Source organism: Paraburkholderia ferrariae NBRC 106233 (assembly GCF_000685035.1).
Taxonomy (GTDB): domain Bacteria; phylum Pseudomonadota; class Gammaproteobacteria; order Burkholderiales; family Burkholderiaceae; genus Paraburkholderia; species Paraburkholderia ferrariae.
Genome location: NZ_BAYB01000009.1, coordinates 255,629 through 271,935, shown reverse-complemented (window position 1 = coordinate 271,935; position 16,307 = coordinate 255,629). Strand labels below are relative to the sequence as shown.

The following is a 16,307-nucleotide window of genomic DNA, read 5'->3' as shown; positions in this document are numbered from 1 at the left end:
GATGCAACCGGCGCGCGCAGTCTGGCCGCCGCGGGGAACTGGCGATGCTTTTCCTGTTGTTCGAGCTAGACGGCGAACGCTATGCACTCGATGCGCGCGAGATCGCGCATGTGCTGCCGCTCGTGCCGGTGCGGGCGCATCCCGGCACGCCGCCGTGGATCGCCGGGCTGATCGAGCACGCGGGCGTACCGGTGCCGGTGATCGATCTCGCCATGCTGGCGCTCGGTCGCCCCGCGCGCGCGCTCATGTCCACGCGGCTCGTGCTCGTGCACGACCGGGGTGCGCCGGCTGCTGCGGGGGCGCCGGGCGAAGGCCCGCATCGTTACATCGCACTCCTGCTCGAATGTGCGACGCGTACGGCGGTATTCGCCGCCACGGCCTTTACCGAAGGCGGCATCGCCACGCCCGAAGCGCGCTGGCTGGGTCCCGTTGCGCGCGACGAGCAGGGCTTCGTGCAGTGGGTGAAGGCCGATCAGTTGCTCGACGCGCGCGTGCGCGCGTTGCTCTTTCCGGATCCGCCCTCGTGGCAGGCACAGGGAGCGGTATCGTGAACGGCGGCGATCCGCGCTTCGCGTCGTGGCTGCTCGACGAAACGGGCATCGACGCCCAGGCGCTCGGCGCAAATGCGCTGGTCCGCGCGGTCGCGCAGCGTGCGGCGGTGACGATAGCCGGCGAGAAGCAGGCCGGCATACCGCCCGCCTGGGAAGCGGGTTCGGCCGTGCCGGGTCTCGTGCTCGACGCGTACTGGCTGCACCTCACGTCGGAAGCGGCGGAACGCCAGGCGCTGATCGACGCGCTGGTGGTGCCGGAGACCTGGTTTTTCCGCGAGCGCGAGGCCTTTGCAGCACTCGCGCGCCTCGGCACGGAGCGGCTCGCGCGGCGGCCCGGCGACGTATTGCGCGTGTTGAGCGTGCCGTGCTCGAGCGGCGAAGAGCCTTATTCCGCGGCGATGGCGCTGCTGGACGCGGGCCTCGCGGCGGAGCAGTTCGGCATCGACGCCATCGACATCAGCTCGGCCTCGATCGCCGCGGCAAAGCGCGGCGTATATGGGCGCAATGCGTTTCGCGGCGACGGTCTCGCGTTTCGCGAACGTCATTTCGAGGCGACCGGGGACGGCTGGCGCGTGGGCATGCATGTGCGTGCACCGGTGACGTTCGAGCGCGCCAACCTGTTCGAATGGCTCGCGGCCCATCCCGTGCGCTACGACTTCATTTTCTGCCGCAACGTGCTGATCTATTTCGACCGCGCCGCCCAGGACCGCGCCATGAATCTCCTGCGCGCGTGTCTCGCGGACGATGGCATGATTTTCGTCGGCCCCGCCGAAACGGGGCTCATGATGCGGCACGAGATGGCGTCCGCGTATATACCGCTCGCGTTCGGTTTTCGCTTGCCTAATGAAGAAGAGGGGCGACGGCGCGCGGTTTTGCCGGGTTTCTCTCCAAGCCTCGCATCGAACTTCACGCCTGCGCCTGCGGCACTGCGCGCGCTGCAGACCGCGCCTTCGCTGGCGATGACGAGCGCGGCGAGCGTGACGCCTTCGTTGCTTTCGCAACCTTCGCCGAATGTCTCCTGGATGAAGCACGCCATCCCCGCCGCGCCGGCCCGCGCGCCGCGAGCGCCTCGCGCCATGACGGGCGCCGGCGTGGCGGCCGGGCCTGCCACCGCCATGCCCGCCACGCCGCCCCGCGAAACGCTCGCCAAAGCGCGCAGCCTCGCCGACGCCGGCGATCTGGACGGCGCGCATCGTCTCGCGCTGCAAGCGGCACAGGATGCGACCCAGGCGGCGGTGCCGGATGCGGACGCGTGGTATCTGCTCGGCCTGATCGCCGATGCCCAGGGCCATCCGGCCGAGGCGCGCGACCACTACCGCAAGGCGCTCTACCTCGAACCGGCCCACTATGAAGCGCTCACCCATCTCGCGGCGCTGCTTGAAGTGCAGGGCGACAGCGACGGCGCGCACCGCCTGATGCGCCGCGCCCGCCGCGCCGCGCCGCCGGCGCCTGACCAGGGAGGCGCCGATGCCTGACCGCGAACCGGCCGTGCTGGCCCGTATGCCGCAGGACGACTGCTGGAACCGCATCGGCACACGCGGCGACAAATCGTGCGCGCGCCTCGAACAATATCTGCGTTGCCTGAATTGCCCCGTGTTCGAACAGGCCGCGGCGCGCATGCTCGACCGGCCGGTGGAGGGCGACCCGCAAGCGCTGCCCGCCGCCGTCCTCCTGAACCGCGAATCCACTACGCAGCCGGACGCCGCAAGAAATGGTGCCGCCAAACGCGAGGGATCGTTCGTCTTCCGCGTGGGGGCCGAATGGCTCGCGCTGCCGGCCGTCGTATTGCAGCACGTGGGCGAGGCGCGCGCCATTCACTCGCTGCCGCACCGGCACAGTCCGGCTGTGCTCGGCATCGTGAACGTGCGCGGCGTGCTGACGCTCGCCGTATCGCTCGCCGCGCTGCTGCATGTCGACGCCGTGCCGGACACCGCCGCCGCGCGGCCCGGCCGGCGCCGCCTGCTCGTGGCGGAGCGGCACGGCGAAACGACGGCATTCCCGGTGGACGACGTGGAGGGCGTGGCCTACTTCGGCCAGGACGAGATGCTGGCCGCGCCGGCTACGTTGGCGCAGGGTGCGGGGCGGCTGGTGCGCGGCGTGTACGCCTCGCGCGGCCGCTCGGTGGGTGTGCTCGACGTGCACGCCCTGTTCGAGGTACTGGGGAGGAGCGTGCGATGAGCGACGACGAACTGAGCCGCCGCTCGCTGCTCGACCTGTTCCGCGAGGAAGCGCAGACGCAGACGCGCACGCTTTCCGCGGGTCTCCTCGCGCTCGAAGGATCGCCGGCGGACGCGGCGACGCTCGAATCGTGCATGCGCGCGACGCATTCGCTCAAGGGCGCGGCGCGCATCGTCGGGCTGCCCGAAGCGGTGGACGTGGCGAGCGCGATGGAGGACTGCTTCGTCGCCGCGCAGCGCGGCGAATTGCGGATCGACGCGCTGCGCATCGATGCGCTGCTCGTGGGCATCGACTTGCTGCTGGCGGCGGGGGACGCAGATGCGCCGCCGCTCGCGCGCGAGGCGGTCGAGGCGTTCGTCGCGCAACTGGCGGGGCAAGGGCACGGCCAGGATGCGAGGCAGAACGCCGTGGCGCCACCGCCCGAAGAAGCGCCCGCTCCCGTCGAGCCTGCCGCCCCGGTTGCCCCTGTTGTTGCCCCTGCTCTTGCCCCTGTCACGCCTGCGCAGCCGCAGCCCGCCGCGGCGAGCGCGGAGGAAACCGGACCCGCGCTCGAACGCCAAGCCGCCCCCGCCGACACCCACCGCATGCTGCGCGTGCGCGCGGCCACGCTGGACCGCCTCGTGGGTCTCGCCGGCGAAACGCTGGTCGAATCGCGCCGCATGCGTCCGTTTGCCGATGCCTTCCTGCGCGTGCGCTACGCACAGGGCGACGTGCTGGGCGCGCTCGGCCAGTTCGAGGACCGCCATGCCGACGCGCTCGATGTCGAGGCTCGCGCCGCGCTCGCGCAGATCCGCACGTCGCTCGGCGCGCTGCAGCGGCAACTGGCCGAGCGCTTCGACGAACTGGACCGGCTCGACCGGCGCGGCACGCGTCTCGCACAGCGGCTCTACGACGAAGCGCTGCAATGCCGCATGCGGCCGTTCGGCGAGATCGCGCATGCGTACCCGCGCATCGTGCGCGATCTCGCGCGTTCGCTCGGCAAGCGTGTGCGCTTCACGATCGAGGGCGAGGCGACCCAGGTGGACCGCGACATCCTCGACCTGCTCGACGCGCCGCTCGGCCACCTGCTGCGCAACGCGCTCGATCACGGCGTGGAGGATCCTGTCACGCGGCTCGCGCGCGGCAAGCCCGAGGAAGCGCACCTCACGCTCGAAGCCCACCACAGCGCGGGCAAGCTGCTCATCAGCGTGGCCGACGACGGCCCGGGCGTCGATCTCGACGCGCTGCGCGCCGCCATCGTGACGCGCGGGCATGCCTCGCGCGATGCGGTCGAGGCGATGTCCGACGCCGAACTGCACGACTTTCTGCTGTTGCCGGGTTTTTCGCTGCGCGAGACCGTCACCGATGTTTCCGGGCGCGGCGTGGGTCTCGACGCGGTGCAGGACTTCGTGAAAGCGGTGCGCGGCACGGTGCGCATCGAAAGCGGCGAAGGGCGCGGCACGCGCTTCGTGCTGCAGTTGCCGCTGACGCTTTCGGTGGTGCGCAGCCTGATTGTCGATGTGGCCGGCGAAGCCTATGCGTTTCCGCTTGCGCGCGTGCGCCGCGCGCTGCGGGTGCCGCGCAGCGCCATCGAAACGCTCGAAGGCCAGCAGCACATTGCGTGGGAAGGGCGGCCGGTGGGTCTCGTAACGGCGCGCCAGTTGCTGGGCGCGAACGGCGTGCAGGAGGCGGACGGCGACGTGTGCGTGGTGCTGGTGGGCGACGAAGCGGGGCTCTACGGCATCGCGGTGGACGGCTTCATCGGCGAACATACGCTGGCCGTGCAGCCGCTCGACAGCCGCCTTGGGAAAGTGCGCAACGTTTCCGCGGCGGCGCTTCTCGACGACGGCCAGGTGGTGCTGCTGATCGACGTGGAGGACATCGTGGCCTCCGTGGCGCGGCTCGTGCGCGAGGGGCAGCTTGCCGGTGTGGCGCGCGGGCGCGAAGGCGCCACGCGCGAGCGCAAGCGGGTGCTGGTGGTGGAGGATTCCTTGACCGTGCGCGAGCTGGAGCGCAAGCTGCTCGAGAAGCGCGGCTACGCGGTCACGGTGGCCGTGGACGGCATGGACGGCTGGACCACCTTGCGCCACGCGCGCTACGACCTGGTCATTACCGACGTGGACATGCCGCGCATGGACGGCATCGAACTCGTCACGATGATCAAGAGCGATCCGCAACTGAGGAACGTGCCGGTGATGATCGTCTCGTACAAGGATCGCGAGGACGACCGGCGGCGCGGGCTCGATGCGGGCGCGGACTACTATCTCACCAAGGGCAGCTTCCACGACGAAGCGCTGCTCGACGCGGTCAACGATTTGATCGGAGAGGCGACCTGATGAACATCGGCATTGCTAACGATATGCCGCTTGCAGTGGAGGCACTGCGCCATGCCGTCGCGCGCCGGCCCGAGCACCGCGTGCTGTGGGTGGCGGCGGATGGCGAGGAGGCGGTGGAGTTCTGCGCCGCCCAGCAGCCCGACGTCGTGCTGATGGACCTCGTGATGCCCAAGCTCGACGGGGTCGAGGCCACGCGGCGCATCATGGCGGGCTCGCCGTGCCCCATTCTGATCGTGACGAGCAGCGTGGGCGCAAACGCCTGGCGCGTGTACGAAGCGATGGGCGCGGGCGCGCTCGATGCCGTGGATACGCCCACGCTCGCCGGCCCCGAGGCGCGCGGCACGATGGATCTGCTGCTCGCGAAGATCGAGCAGATCGGCCGGCTGCATCGCGCGCCGGAAACCGTGCGCACGTCGGCGGTGGCCGCCAACGCGGCGCCGGGCCGCGCGCCGCTCGTGGCGATCGGCGCATCGGCGGGCGGCCCCACCGCGCTCGTGGCAGTGCTGGGCGGCCTGGCCGCGGACTTTGCCGCGGGCATCGTGATCGTGCAGCACGTGGACCAGTCCTTTGCCGAGGGCATGGCGCAATGGCTCGACGGGCAGACGCCGCTTGCCGTGCGCGTGGCGCAGGAAGGCGACCGGCCGCAGCCGGGCATCGCGCTGCTCGCGGGGACCAACGATCACCTGCGCATGACGGCCAGCGGCCAGTTGGCCTACACGCGCGAGCCGGCGGACACGCCCTACCGGCCCTCCGTCGATACCTTCTTTCACAGCGTGGTCGAGCACTGGCGCGGCGAAGCCATTGGCGTGCTGCTCACCGGCATGGGGCGCGACGGGGCAATCGGCCTGAAGGCGATGCGCGCGAAGGGCTACTTCACGATCGCCCAGGATCAGGCGTCGTGCGCCGTTTACGGCATGCCCAAGGCCGCCGCCGCGCTGGGCGCCGCGCGTGCGATCCTGCCGCTGGGCGCCATTGCCGCCGACCTGCAAAGCCGCATCAAGCGGGCTGCGTGACCTGCATTGATTCATTACCGATATACCGATAGCGACCGATCATCATGACCACCGAGAAGCCCAACCTCCCCGCAAGCGAGCCAGCCGCGCCAGCGACCGGCGGCACCGAGGATGCCGTGCTCGAAGCCTCGCTTGAGGCCGCGCGAGCCGCGCTCGAACAACCGCTGCCCGCTTCCGAACTGCCGATGATGGTGCTGCTGGTGGACGATCAGGCGATCGTTGCCGAGGCCGTGCGCCGCGCCCTCGCGAGCGAACGCGACATCGACTTCCACTATTGCTCGCACCCGGAAGACGCGGTGCATACGGCCCAGGAAGTGCGGCCCACCGTGATCCTCCAGGACCTCGTGATGCCGGGCACCGACGGGCTCACGCTCGTAAAGGCCTACCGGGCCAACGATGCGACGCGCGACGTGCCGATCATCGTGCTGTCCACGAAAGAGGAGCCGGCGATCAAGAGCGCGGCCTTTGCCTCGGGGGCGGACGATTACCTCGTCAAGCTGCCGGACAGCGTGGAGCTGATTGCGCGAGTCAAATATCATTCGCGCTCCTATATGAACCTGCTTCAGCGCGACGAAGCCTATCGCGCGCTGCGCCGCTCCCAGCAGGAGCTGCTGCGCGCGAACCTGGAGTTGCGGCGCCTCACGCACTCGGACGGCCTCACGGGCCTCTCGAACCGCCGTTATCTGGACGAATTCCTCGGCGCCGAATGGCGCCGGGCGCTGCGCGAGAACACCGAGATCTCGTTCCTGATGATCGACGTGGATTACTTCAAACCCTATAACGATACGTATGGGCACGTGTCGGGTGACAACGTGCTGCGCTCCGTGGCCGCCACCATCCGCCGCGAGATCAGCCAGCCGCGCGACCTGGTCGCGCGCTTCGGCGGCGAGGAGTTCGCGGTGGTGTTGCCGGGCATCGGCAGCGGCGGGGCGCGCCTGCTTGCGGAGAAGATGCGCCGCGACGTGGCGGCGCTGGCGCTGCCGCACGCGGGGTCGGCGGTGAGCGAGCATCTCACCATCAGCATCGGCGTTGCCACGCTCACGCCGGCCGAGGGCATTGCCGAAACGGCGCTGGTCGAGGAGGCCGACGCGGCGCTCTATCGCGCGAAGCGCGATGGGCGCAACCGCGTGGCGTTCTCCATGCAGATCGGCACGCGCGGCTGAGGGCATATGGCCGGGTCCGCTCTTGAGCCTGGCGTTCAGCCCGGCGTCCACTGATACATAAGCAGCTTCGCGCGTGCGTCGTCTTCCACGAGCACGACGTAGCTGCCGTCGGGCCGCTGTGCGGCGCTGACGCCCATGTAGATGTCCACCCATCCCGAGGTGCTGCCCACGTCCGCACCCGGCGTCAAGGCACCGACGAACTGGCCGCTGCGCGTGTCGTAGATATCGACGCGCTGCGTATAGAGTTCCGCGATGAACACATAGTTGCCCGCCACGGCAATGCCTACCGTCGTCACCTGCGGGTTGCCCTGGGTGTTCCAGGGCAGGTTCGCCGTGTAGGCGAGCACGGGTGAGCCGCTCGACCAGTTGTCGTAGCGCGCCAGCACGGGGCCGGCCTCCTTCCATAGCGTGGCGTTGTACTGACTGGCGTCCGTATAGCCCGTGACGTACATCGTGTCGGTCGCGGCGCGATAGACCATGCGGGCGATGCGTGCGAACGGCGCCGGCATCTTGTACGTCTTCGCCGATGCGTAGGAATACATAGGGTTGCCGTGCCCGTCGAGACCGAGCAGCGGCATTTCGCGGATGCCCGAGGTGGGCGTGGCGAGCCACACGTTGCCGGGCTCGTCCACCCACCAGTAGCCGTCGCCCACGGTCGAGCCCGTGGCGGGGTTGGCGGTGATTTCGTCGGCGCTCACCTGGCCGTCGCCGTTCGCGTCGCGCCACATCCATTCCCCGTAGCCGGGCTGGCCGGCGGGCCAGCCGCCCGGCAGAGGGTTCTCGGCGAAGAAGCCGGAGGGGATCGCCACCTGGCCCTCGGTGGCCGGGGCGAAACGGTAGACGCTCAGATAGTGCGCGTATTCGTCGAGCGTATAGAGGAAGACCTGGCCGTTGAAGCGCCGTACCATCGGCGAGCCGCGCACGCCGCGTGCGAGGTGGAAGGCCGGATCGTTCGGGTAGTCGAAGCGGTCGAGCGTGAAGGCCGCATAGGTCCACTGCTTGCCGGGTGCTTGCGTGTAGTCCATCGTGAAGCGCTTCGAACCGGTGTAGATGTTGTTGGTCGAGGCAGGATCGAACGCGCCGGCATCGACGAACAACACACCGTAGAGCCGCCACGCCGCCGTGCGCGTGCTCATCGTATAGCTCTCCAGCACGGCGCCCTGACCCACCAGCGTTGAGCCGAACGGGCGCGGCCCCTGGCCGTTCTGCGCAACGTACAGATTGCCCGCCGAGTCGTAGCCGATGCCGGTGATGCCGTTAAAGCGCCAGTCGCCGGGTGTGCCCTTCACGGAATGAAAGATGCCCTCGCGCGCGCCGAGCGTGGCCGAAAGCGCCATCGTGCCGTTGGCTGCGCGGCTGTAGAGCAGGATCTGCTGCGCCGGGCCGTTGTCGGCAATCGTCAACTGGCCCGACGGGGCAAACGCGAGATCGGTCGGCAGCGTGCCCTCGGGCAGCACGGGGGCGTCGTTGAGCGCGGTGCCGTCCGCGCGATAGTGGGCGATGCGCGGGCCGCCCGCGGCCTGCAGGTCGTCGATCACCCAGAGCGTCGAATCGTTCGCGAGCGCGATGCGGCCCGGCGTGGGCACGGTCCAGGACCGCAACTGGCGCATCGTTTGCGCGTCATAGACGACGATGCGGTTGCCGTAGGTGTCGGAAACGTAGAGTTCGGTATCCGAGGCGGCGAGGCCGCGCACGGCGGCGTCGATGCCGGTGGCCGCGTCGCGCACGCGCAGAAAGCTGTCCTTTGTTGTGTTCGCACTGTTGCCGATGCCGCTCGCGAACGGCGCGCCTTGCGCGACGTTGGAACGCAGGCGGCGTGTCACGCCCCACCAGGTCTGGTTGGCCGGCGGATAGTCGGCGCCCGATAGCGCGTTGCTCTCATTACCGATCGACATCGCGGCATAGAGGTAGGTGCTGTTCGCGGCGATGGCGTCGCCGCCCGCGTTGCCCCAGCCGTGCGTGTTGCCGCCCACGGCGAGCTTGTCGCCGGCACGATACACGCCGATTTCGCTGCCGCTTTCATCCCATGGGGCGTTGGCGTAGACGGTGCCGTCGGGTGCGACGGCGATCGCTTCCACGTCGAGCTGCATCCATTTGCCGTCGCCAAAGCCGAAGCTGTTGCCGATCCAGGACGTGGTGTAGTTGAGCGATGATTGCGCGATGGCCGGGCCGGTGCAGAGAACCTGCAACGCGAGCGAAGCCACCAGCAGGCGGCGAGGCAGTTTCATGACGTGTTCCCCCGGAAGAACAGAGCGTGTATGCCATGCAGCGGCAAGTGGCTGCCATGCTCGCATGGGCTGCGGGCGAAATAATTCGCACAATATTCAACGTGGGTAACGGGAATATTTTTATGCCGGAGGCATGGTCGATCCGTCTTCGAAAATAATAAGGTATGCGAAAAATAGAGGAATACGGATTGCTCTGTTGCGAACCGCTTCCGGTGTTGCCAGGTTGATGCGCGAGGCCGCGAACGCAAGAGACCGGTTTGCTGCTCTGCAACTTCCCCGGTCCGCACGAAAAAGCTGATGAAAAAAAGCATGTCGTGCCGCCGGAATAAATCCCGCACTGCCTGTGTTAGCCCATCGACCCAACCATCTTGCGCAGTCGAAAGATCATGATTTTCAAGGGGCCGATGGAAGTTTCGCCCGTGTCCGAGGCGGATATCCAGGCATACACTGATGGCTCGATCGCCGGCGAGCGTGCCGCGCAGGTGCGGCGCTATCTGGCAGCGCGTCCCGCTGAGTGGCGGCGTGTGCTGTTTTACCGGCGGCTGAACGCGCAGATCCGGCACTCGTTTCCTCAGCCAGCGTATGCTGCGGCGGGCACAGCGGTGCCGCGCGGGCGCACCGGCGCCTTGTTGCGTCTATGGCGTCTATGGCCCGTCTGGGCTGCATTCGCGCTCGGGGCCGCACTGGCCGGAGCGGCGGCGGGAGGGCTTGCCTTGGCCGAGCCGAGCCGGCAGGTCCTGGACGATGCCGCCGTGATGGCCGTCATGGAGGCGGCGAGCGCAGGAACCGAAGCCCCCAGCGCGAACGTCGCCGAACCTTTCGACCTGAAAGCAGCGGGTCTGCGGCTCGTGAGCGCGAGCACGCTCGATCTGGGTCCGTTCGCGAGCGCGAACCGCTACGTCTACGAAAACGCGGAGGGCAAGCGGCTGGTGCTGCTCGGCGCGCGCGCGTGGCTGGCGAAGGACGAGCCCCAGTGGAGCGCGCGGCGGGTCGGCAGGCTGCGCCTGATCGGCTGGACGGCGCACGGCATGCGCTGGGTGCTGGCGGGAAGTGCGGAAACGCGTGGCCTGATGCGCGCGGCGGATATCGCGACAATGCTGCCTGCCGGCAGCCGTCGCGCGGAAGGCAACGAGATTGAGCAAGCGCACAAGGATGGGACATGGGCATCCGCGACGAACTGATAGACCACGTGCCGCGTTTGAGACGCTACGCGCGGGCGCTGATCCACAACCGCGAACTGGCCGACGACCTCGTGCAGGACACGCTGGAGCGCGCGCTCGTGCGCACCGAACTGTTCCGCACCGGCACCGACCTGCGCGCGTGGCTTTTCACGATCATGCATAACCTGTTCGTGAACCAGGTGCGCAAGTCGTCGGCGCGCGGCGCGCACGTTTCGGTGGATGACGAGACCGTGCCCGAGACCGATTACGCCGTGCCCGCGAGCCAGTTGGGCACCCTGGAGGTGCGCGATCTCGACTACGCGCTGCAGCGCCTGCCGGCCGAGCAGCGCGAAGTGGTGCTGCTGGTGGGTCTCGAGGAAATGAGTTATGCCGATGTGGCGCTGGCGCTCGACATTCCCATCGGCACGGTCATGTCGCGTCTTTCTCGCGGCCGCGAGCGGTTGCGTGCGCTCATGGCCGGGACAGCCCCGCGTGCGAACCTGAAGGTGGTGCGATGAGCGAGCCAATGAATCCCGTCACGGAAGACGAAATCCACGCCTATGTGGACGGCACGCTGCCCGAAGCGCGCAGGGCGGACGTGGAGCGCGAACTGGAGCGCAACCCCGAACTCGCCGCGCGCGTAAGCGACTATTTTTCGCTCAACAGCCTGCTGCACGACCGCTACGATCGCGTGCTGAGCGAACCGCTGCCCGCGAGCCTGCGCGTGACGCCCGAGGCCGCCGAGGTCGAGGCAGGGGCCGGGCTCGCGCGCAAGCGCGAGGCCGCGAACTGGCCGCGTTTTGCCATGCGCTTCGGCGGCATGGCGGCGGCGCTGGTGCTGGGTGTCGGCATCGGCTGGGGCACGCACTTCGGCGCAAATGTCATGGCGCCTTCCGGTGCGTCGAACGGCTCCGATATCCGTGCGGCGAGTGCGGATGGCAGCGAACTGTTCGCGCGCCAGGCGGCGCTGGCGCATGTCGTCTATATGCCCGAGGTGGAGCGGCCGGACAACATGAGCAGTACGCAGGAGCAGGACTTCGTGCAATGGCTCGCGAACCGTCTGGGCACCAACGTGCACCCGCCCATGCTGGAGAAGAGCGGCTTCGAACTCGCGGGTGGCCGCCTCCTGCCCGGCGACGACGGTGGCCAGGTTGCGCAGTTCATGTATCACAACGCACAGGGCGAGCGCGTGACGCTTTGCATCTCGCATCGCAAGGTCAGCTCGAACACCACGGCATTCAAGCTGTACCAGGACGGGCCGGTGAGCGTGTTCTACTGGGTCGACGGCGATTTCGGCTATGCGCTATCGGGCGGGATCGACCGTCAGGTGCTGCTGGAACTGGCGCACGATGTGTATTCGCAATTGACGGTGGAGAAGGCGGGCTGAGTCGGGATCATGCCGAAGTTTTTGTGCCCTTTGCGTCACTGGGGCGTCGCACCAGCGAAGGCGAGCGTTCCGTGAGCCGCGGCGTGGTTTCCACCGTCGCGCGCTCCGCGCGGGCGTATTGGCTGCGCCATTCAACTGGCGTGGTTCCTTTTGCAGTCCTGAACTGCCGGTTGAAATTCGCCACGCTGGCGAACCCGGAGCGCGTGGCGATCACCGAGACCGGCAACGAGGTGTCCGCGAGTAGTCTGCAGGCATGGCCCAGACGCACGCGCACAAGGTAGCGCCCCACGCTTTCGCCGATGTGCCGCGCAAACTGGCGCGCGAGCGTGCGTTCCGAAAGCCCCGCAGCAGAGCAGAGATCGGCAAGCCGCAACGGTTGCGCGAATTGCGCGTCGATCATGGCAAGCACGCGGTTCAGCCGTTCTGGTTCGTACCCCGAAGGACCGGATTGACGCGCACCGAACGCACTGGGCGACGCGAGCGGCGTGCCCGGCGCTTCGGCCAATGCGCACAGAATCTCCAGCGTCGCAGCGAGCCGGGTGCGCGGCGCTTCGGCAAGCAGTGCGTCGAGCCGCGCCCGCATCGCAGCGCCTGCCGCCGCATCGAACGCGAGTCCGCAGGCCGCGCGGCGCAGCAGCTTGCGCAGCGGCGCATATTCGGGGCAGCAGTCGGCAAGGCGCCGCGCCCACTCCCCATCGAACCACACGACGATGGCCACCTGGGGCTCTCCGGCATCGATCGAGCGATTCGAAGCCCAGGTATGCGGCAGGTCGGGTGGCACGAGTACGAGATCGTCGGCTTCGTAGCGCGTCACCGTGTCGCCGATATAGCGCTTGCCATGGCTGTTCAGAGTGAGCGTGAGTTCGTACTCCGGGTGGTGATGCCACTCGAACGGTATGCGCGGCAGACGCCGGTGATAGATGCGCACGGAACATTGATCGCCGAATTCGACGTGTTCGTAAGCAGGTTTCATGGCCGAAAGCGCAAAGTCATTGGCCGAATAGTATCACCGCCGGTGCCGTTCCGCTTCTATGCTCTGACTTACCCCAACACACCTATTCATGGAGACAGGCATGGCAGCACTGCAAATCGACGACCTTCCGGCGGCGATCCGCCAGGCGAAGCGCGAACTGCGCGCGCAATTGCCGAACTATCGCGAGGTCTTTGCCGAAGTGGAAGCGGCCATCCGGGCCGAGGCGGCCGGGATTGCAGCGAGGCGCAGTCGTGGCGAACCCGTGATTCCCGAACTCGACTTTGCCGATATTGCAGCGCAACGCGTGAGCGCTGCCCAGATCGAACACATAAAACGGCGTGGCGCCTGTGTGATCCGCAAGGTGTTCGACCCGGCGCTCGTTGCTCAATGGGACGAGGAGATCGCGCACTACGTAGAGCGTAACGATCTCGACGCGCACCTGAAAAACCGTGCCGAGGATCATTACTTCGGAGAACTGAAATCAAGCCGGCCGCAGATCTACGGTATTTACTGGTCGCGCCCGCAGGTGCTCGCACGCGAGTCCGTCGAGCTCACCACCGCGCGTATCTTTCTCAACCGGCTCTGGCGCAGCGAAAGCGAGGGCCGCGTGCATTTCGATCCTGAACGCGTGCCGGTTTATGCGGACCGTCTGCGCCGCCGGCCGCCGGGTTCGGCATCGCTCGGGCTTTCGGCGCATTGCGACGGCGGGTCCGTGGAGCGCTGGATCGACGTGAATTTCCGCAAGGTGTATCGCCATGTCTTCGCCGGGGACTGGCGGCGCTACGATCCGTTCGATGCCGCATATCGCCCCGATGCGGGCGAGATTCCGTCGCCCGCGGTGTGCTCGATGTTCCGCACGTTCCAGGGCTGGACCGCGCTCACGCCCCAGGGGCCGGGCGACGGCACCTTGCAGCTTGTGCCGGTCGCGAACGCAATGGCCTATATCCTGCTGCGCGCACTGCAGGACGACGTGGCCGAAGACGATCTGTGTGGCGCGATGCCGGGCCGCGCGCTCTCGATCGATCCCCGATGGCATGCGCCGCTCTTCGAAGCGCTTTCGTCGATACCGAAGATGGAGGCCGGCGACACGGCGTTCTGGCATAGCGACGTGATTCACGCGGTGGAGGACGAACACCGCGGCGCGGGCTACAGCAACGTGATGTACATTGCCGCGGCGCCGGGCTGCGCGAAGAACGACGCCTATCTCGCGCGCCAGTTGCCTGGCTTTATCGAGGGAACGAGCCCGCCCGACTTTCCGGCGGATCATTTCGAAGTCGATTTTGTGGGGCGCGGCGGCCCGAACGACCTCACGGCGCTCGGCCGCTCGCAACTGGGTTTCGAGGCTTAATGGTGTGAGGCGCGGCCGGGGAACGGAGAGACGTGCCATAGGGGTATCACCGCCGCGCTATATACTAGCCGCTGGCTTTTTTGCTCCTGCATTCCTCCGACTTTTTCCGAACCGCTTCGAACGCCCATGCCCGACACGCCGCCCGCAGCTCAAGCTCAGGCTGTCCCGCACTCCGTCGGTCCCGAGAGCCTCGGGGCGCAAGTGCTGCTCGACGCCCTCATGCGGCTCATCGAAAGTCATTTCGGGGTGCGCGCGGCCTGTGCGATACCGGGCGAGCCCGGTGGCAACTGGGCCGGCGCGGCGCTCGATGCGCCGCTGCGCGAAGCGCTCGACGCCTTGCGCGAAGCGGGCGGCGAACCGGGAACGGGCAAGCCGCTCGTCGTGGCGGACGCGGGGGCCGATCCCGCATGGCGCGCCGGCCTGCGTGCCACCCATGAACTGCCGTTTCGTTTCGTGGCGGCATGGCCGCTACAGGGTCCGGGCGGCGAGCTTATCGGCAGCCTCTGCCTGATCGACCCCGCACCCCGCGAACTGACCGAAGCCGAACGCGTGAGTCTTGGAGATTTCGCGCGCGTGGCCGCGGTGCTGGCCAGCCAGCCGGCAGACGACATCGCGCGGCGCGAAGAGGTCGAAGCGCTGCGCGCCCGCGAGCGCCTCTTTTCGCTCGCCATTGCGGGCAGCGGTACGGGCATCTGGGACCGCGATATCGTCACGGGCGAGATTCGCTATTCCGCGGGATGGAAGGCTATGCTGGGCTACGCCGACGACGAGGTGACGAGCCGCATCGAAGACAGCTACCAGCGCCTGCATCCCGACGATCTGCCCTATGTGCAGGCCACGATGCAGGCCCACTTCGAGGGCCGTACCGAGAGCTACGAGGTGGAGCACCGCATCCGCTGCAAGGACGGGCGCTACAAGTGGATCTGCAGCCGCGGCAAGGTGGTGAGCCGCGACGACGCGGGCCGCGCGCTGCGCATGATCGGCACCACTACGGATATTACTTCGATGCGCGAAATGTCCGAGCGGCTGCGCGAGTCGGCCAACCTCATCACCAATCTCACCAACGAAGTGCCGGGCCTCGTGTTCCAGCGCCGCAGCCTGCCGGACGGGCGCGTGTCGTTTCCGTACGCGAGCGCGGGCATTGCCGAAATCTACGAACTCACGCCGGAGGCGGTCGCACAGAACGCCGCGTGCATCGACGCGCTGATCCATCCCGACGATCAGGAGGCGTATCGTGCCTCGTTTGCGGAGTCGGCGGCGTGCCTTTCGCCATGGCACCTCGAATACCGCGTGCGATTGCCGGTTCAGGGGCTGCGCTGGCGGCAGGGCGATGCGAAGCCGCAGCGGCTCGCGGGCGGTGTAACGGTGTGGCACGGCTTCATTACCGACGTGACGGAGCGCAAGCGCATCGAAGCGGAGTTGCAGGAGTTCGCAACAACCGACGGACTCACGCGCCTTGCGAACCGGCGCCACTTCATGGCGCGCCTCGACGCGCATCTCGCGCGCCTGCATCGTGCGGGCGGGGGCGTGGCCGCGGTGCTGATGTGCGATCTCGACCACTTCAAGTCGATCAACGACCGCTGGGGGCATGCCGTGGGCGATCGCGCACTGCGCCATTTCGCCGATATCCTGCGCGCGGACCTGCTCGGGACGGACGTGGCGGGGCGCATTGGCGGCGAGGAGTTCGCCATTCTGCTGGGGGCGTCCAGTCTCGCAGACGCGCAAGCTCTTGCGCAGCGCATTCAGGCGCGCATTGCGCAGCAGCCGCTCGTTTCGGCGGGCGAGACCGTTGCGCTCACGGTCAGCATCGGCATCACCGAAATGTGCGCCGGCGACGCCATCGCCGAAGCGGCACTCTCGCGCAGCGACCTCGCGCTCTACCGCGCGAAGACGAACGGCCGCAACCGCATCGAATGCGCCTGAGGGCGCATTGCCTCCGGCTTCCATCATTCGCTCGAAGAGGGCTGTCGTTACGCAACGCCGATGACGCC

Annotated in this window: 13 protein-coding genes; 11 read left to right on the top strand and 2 right to left on the bottom strand. The window is 68.0% G+C overall.

Annotated elements, in window-relative coordinates; translation table 11 throughout:
• The first annotated feature begins 44 nt into the window (after positions 1-44).
• From BFE01S_RS11790 to BFE01S_RS11765, 6 genes are all read left to right on the top strand, one after another.
• Entirely contained in the window at positions 45-551 is a 507-nt protein-coding gene (locus BFE01S_RS11790; protein ID WP_028225669.1) for a chemotaxis protein CheW, read from the top strand.
• Positions 524-2,026, top strand: a complete 1,503-nt coding sequence (locus tag BFE01S_RS38355; RefSeq protein ID WP_245621085.1) for a CheR family methyltransferase — start codon at positions 524-526, stop codon at positions 2,024-2,026. Before BFE01S_RS11790 ends, BFE01S_RS38355 begins: the two co-directional genes overlap by 28 nt.
• The gene (locus tag BFE01S_RS11780; protein WP_042337519.1) at positions 2,019-2,729 is read left to right on the top strand and encodes a chemotaxis protein CheW; all 711 of its coding nucleotides are present in this window, start codon (positions 2,019-2,021) and stop codon (positions 2,727-2,729) included. Before BFE01S_RS38355 ends, BFE01S_RS11780 begins: the two co-directional genes overlap by 8 nt.
• On the top strand, positions 2,726-5,044 hold the full coding sequence (locus BFE01S_RS11775; RefSeq protein ID WP_028225667.1) for a hybrid sensor histidine kinase/response regulator: 2,319 nt from the start codon (positions 2,726-2,728) through the stop codon (positions 5,042-5,044). The genes BFE01S_RS11780 and BFE01S_RS11775 overlap by 4 nt, the downstream gene beginning before the upstream one ends.
• Positions 5,044-6,057 carry a chemotaxis response regulator protein-glutamate methylesterase gene (cheB, locus tag BFE01S_RS11770; protein ID WP_028225666.1) on the top strand — a complete coding sequence of 338 codons (1,014 nt, stop codon included), beginning with the start codon at positions 5,044-5,046 and terminating at the stop codon, positions 6,055-6,057. Before BFE01S_RS11775 ends, cheB begins: the two co-directional genes overlap by 1 nt.
• A gap of 185 nt (positions 6,058-6,242) precedes the next feature.
• The gene (locus tag BFE01S_RS11765; protein ID WP_218002911.1) at positions 6,243-7,220 is read left to right on the top strand and encodes a diguanylate cyclase domain-containing protein; all 978 of its coding nucleotides are present in this window, start codon (positions 6,243-6,245) and stop codon (positions 7,218-7,220) included.
• Between the two features lie 35 nt (positions 7,221-7,255).
• Here the strand turns inward: BFE01S_RS11765 and BFE01S_RS11760 are convergent, their stop codons facing one another.
• A complete protein-coding gene (locus BFE01S_RS11760; protein ID WP_028225664.1) occupies positions 7,256-9,448 on the bottom strand; it encodes an NHL repeat-containing protein in 2,193 nt (730 codons plus the stop codon).
• Positions 9,449-9,867: 419 nt separating this feature from the next.
• Here BFE01S_RS11760 and BFE01S_RS38350 point away from each other — a divergent pair, with 419 nt between their 5' ends.
• Genes BFE01S_RS38350 through BFE01S_RS11745 form a run of 3 tightly spaced genes read left to right on the top strand, consistent with a single transcriptional unit; the run spans position 9,868 to position 11,995 of the window.
• Positions 9,868-10,629 (top strand): anti-sigma factor, encoded by a 762-nt coding sequence (locus BFE01S_RS38350; RefSeq protein WP_156966986.1) that lies wholly within the window; start codon positions 9,868-9,870, stop codon positions 10,627-10,629.
• Positions 10,608-11,126 (top strand): sigma-70 family RNA polymerase sigma factor, encoded by a 519-nt coding sequence (locus BFE01S_RS11750; RefSeq protein ID WP_028225663.1) that lies wholly within the window; start codon positions 10,608-10,610, stop codon positions 11,124-11,126. Before BFE01S_RS38350 ends, BFE01S_RS11750 begins: the two co-directional genes overlap by 22 nt.
• A complete protein-coding gene (locus BFE01S_RS11745; RefSeq protein ID WP_028225662.1) occupies positions 11,123-11,995 on the top strand; it encodes an anti-sigma factor family protein in 873 nt (290 codons plus the stop codon). Before BFE01S_RS11750 ends, BFE01S_RS11745 begins: the two co-directional genes overlap by 4 nt.
• A 7-nt stretch (positions 11,996-12,002) precedes the next feature.
• Here BFE01S_RS11745 and BFE01S_RS11740 read toward each other — a convergent pair whose 3' ends face one another.
• A complete protein-coding gene (locus tag BFE01S_RS11740; RefSeq protein ID WP_028225661.1) occupies positions 12,003-12,968 on the bottom strand; it encodes a helix-turn-helix domain-containing protein in 966 nt (321 codons plus the stop codon).
• Between the two features lie 100 nt (positions 12,969-13,068).
• On the opposite strand from BFE01S_RS11740, the gene BFE01S_RS11735 reads away from it, so the two are divergent.
• Both BFE01S_RS11735 and BFE01S_RS38345 read left to right on the top strand, forming a co-directional pair.
• The gene (locus tag BFE01S_RS11735; RefSeq protein WP_028225660.1) at positions 13,069-14,316 is read left to right on the top strand and encodes a DUF1479 domain-containing protein; all 1,248 of its coding nucleotides are present in this window, start codon (positions 13,069-13,071) and stop codon (positions 14,314-14,316) included.
• Between the two features lie 126 nt (positions 14,317-14,442).
• The gene (locus BFE01S_RS38345) at positions 14,443-16,239 is read left to right on the top strand and encodes a sensor domain-containing diguanylate cyclase (protein WP_084169744.1); all 1,797 of its coding nucleotides are present in this window, start codon (positions 14,443-14,445) and stop codon (positions 16,237-16,239) included.
• The last annotated feature ends 68 nt before the right edge of the window (positions 16,240-16,307 follow it).

What these genes read in the sequence shown, in the direction of transcription:
- BFE01S_RS11750 (WP_028225663.1), top strand. Translation starts at nt 10,608, where the DNA reads ATGGGCATCCGCGACGAACTGATAGACCACGTGCCGCGTTTGAGACGC.
- BFE01S_RS11745 (WP_028225662.1), top strand. Translation starts at nt 11,123, where the DNA reads ATGAGCGAGCCAATGAATCCCGTCACGGAAGACGAAATCCACGCCTAT.
- cheB (WP_028225666.1), top strand. Translation starts at nt 5,044, where the DNA reads ATGAACATCGGCATTGCTAACGATATGCCGCTTGCAGTGGAGGCACTG.
- BFE01S_RS11735 (WP_028225660.1), top strand. Translation starts at nt 13,069, where the DNA reads ATGGCAGCACTGCAAATCGACGACCTTCCGGCGGCGATCCGCCAGGCG.
- BFE01S_RS11780 (WP_042337519.1), top strand. Translation starts at nt 2,019, where the DNA reads ATGCCTGACCGCGAACCGGCCGTGCTGGCCCGTATGCCGCAGGACGAC.
- BFE01S_RS11775 (WP_028225667.1), top strand. Translation starts at nt 2,726, where the DNA reads ATGAGCGACGACGAACTGAGCCGCCGCTCGCTGCTCGACCTGTTCCGC.
- BFE01S_RS11740 (WP_028225661.1), bottom strand. Translation starts at nt 12,968, where the DNA reads ATGAAACCTGCTTACGAACACGTCGAATTCGGCGATCAATGTTCCGTG.
- BFE01S_RS38345 (WP_084169744.1), top strand. Translation starts at nt 14,443, where the DNA reads ATGCCCGACACGCCGCCCGCAGCTCAAGCTCAGGCTGTCCCGCACTCC.
- BFE01S_RS11765 (WP_218002911.1), top strand. Translation starts at nt 6,243, where the DNA reads ATGATGGTGCTGCTGGTGGACGATCAGGCGATCGTTGCCGAGGCCGTG.
- BFE01S_RS11790 (WP_028225669.1), top strand. Translation starts at nt 45, where the DNA reads ATGCTTTTCCTGTTGTTCGAGCTAGACGGCGAACGCTATGCACTCGAT.
- BFE01S_RS11760 (WP_028225664.1), bottom strand. Translation starts at nt 9,448, where the DNA reads ATGAAACTGCCTCGCCGCCTGCTGGTGGCTTCGCTCGCGTTGCAGGTT.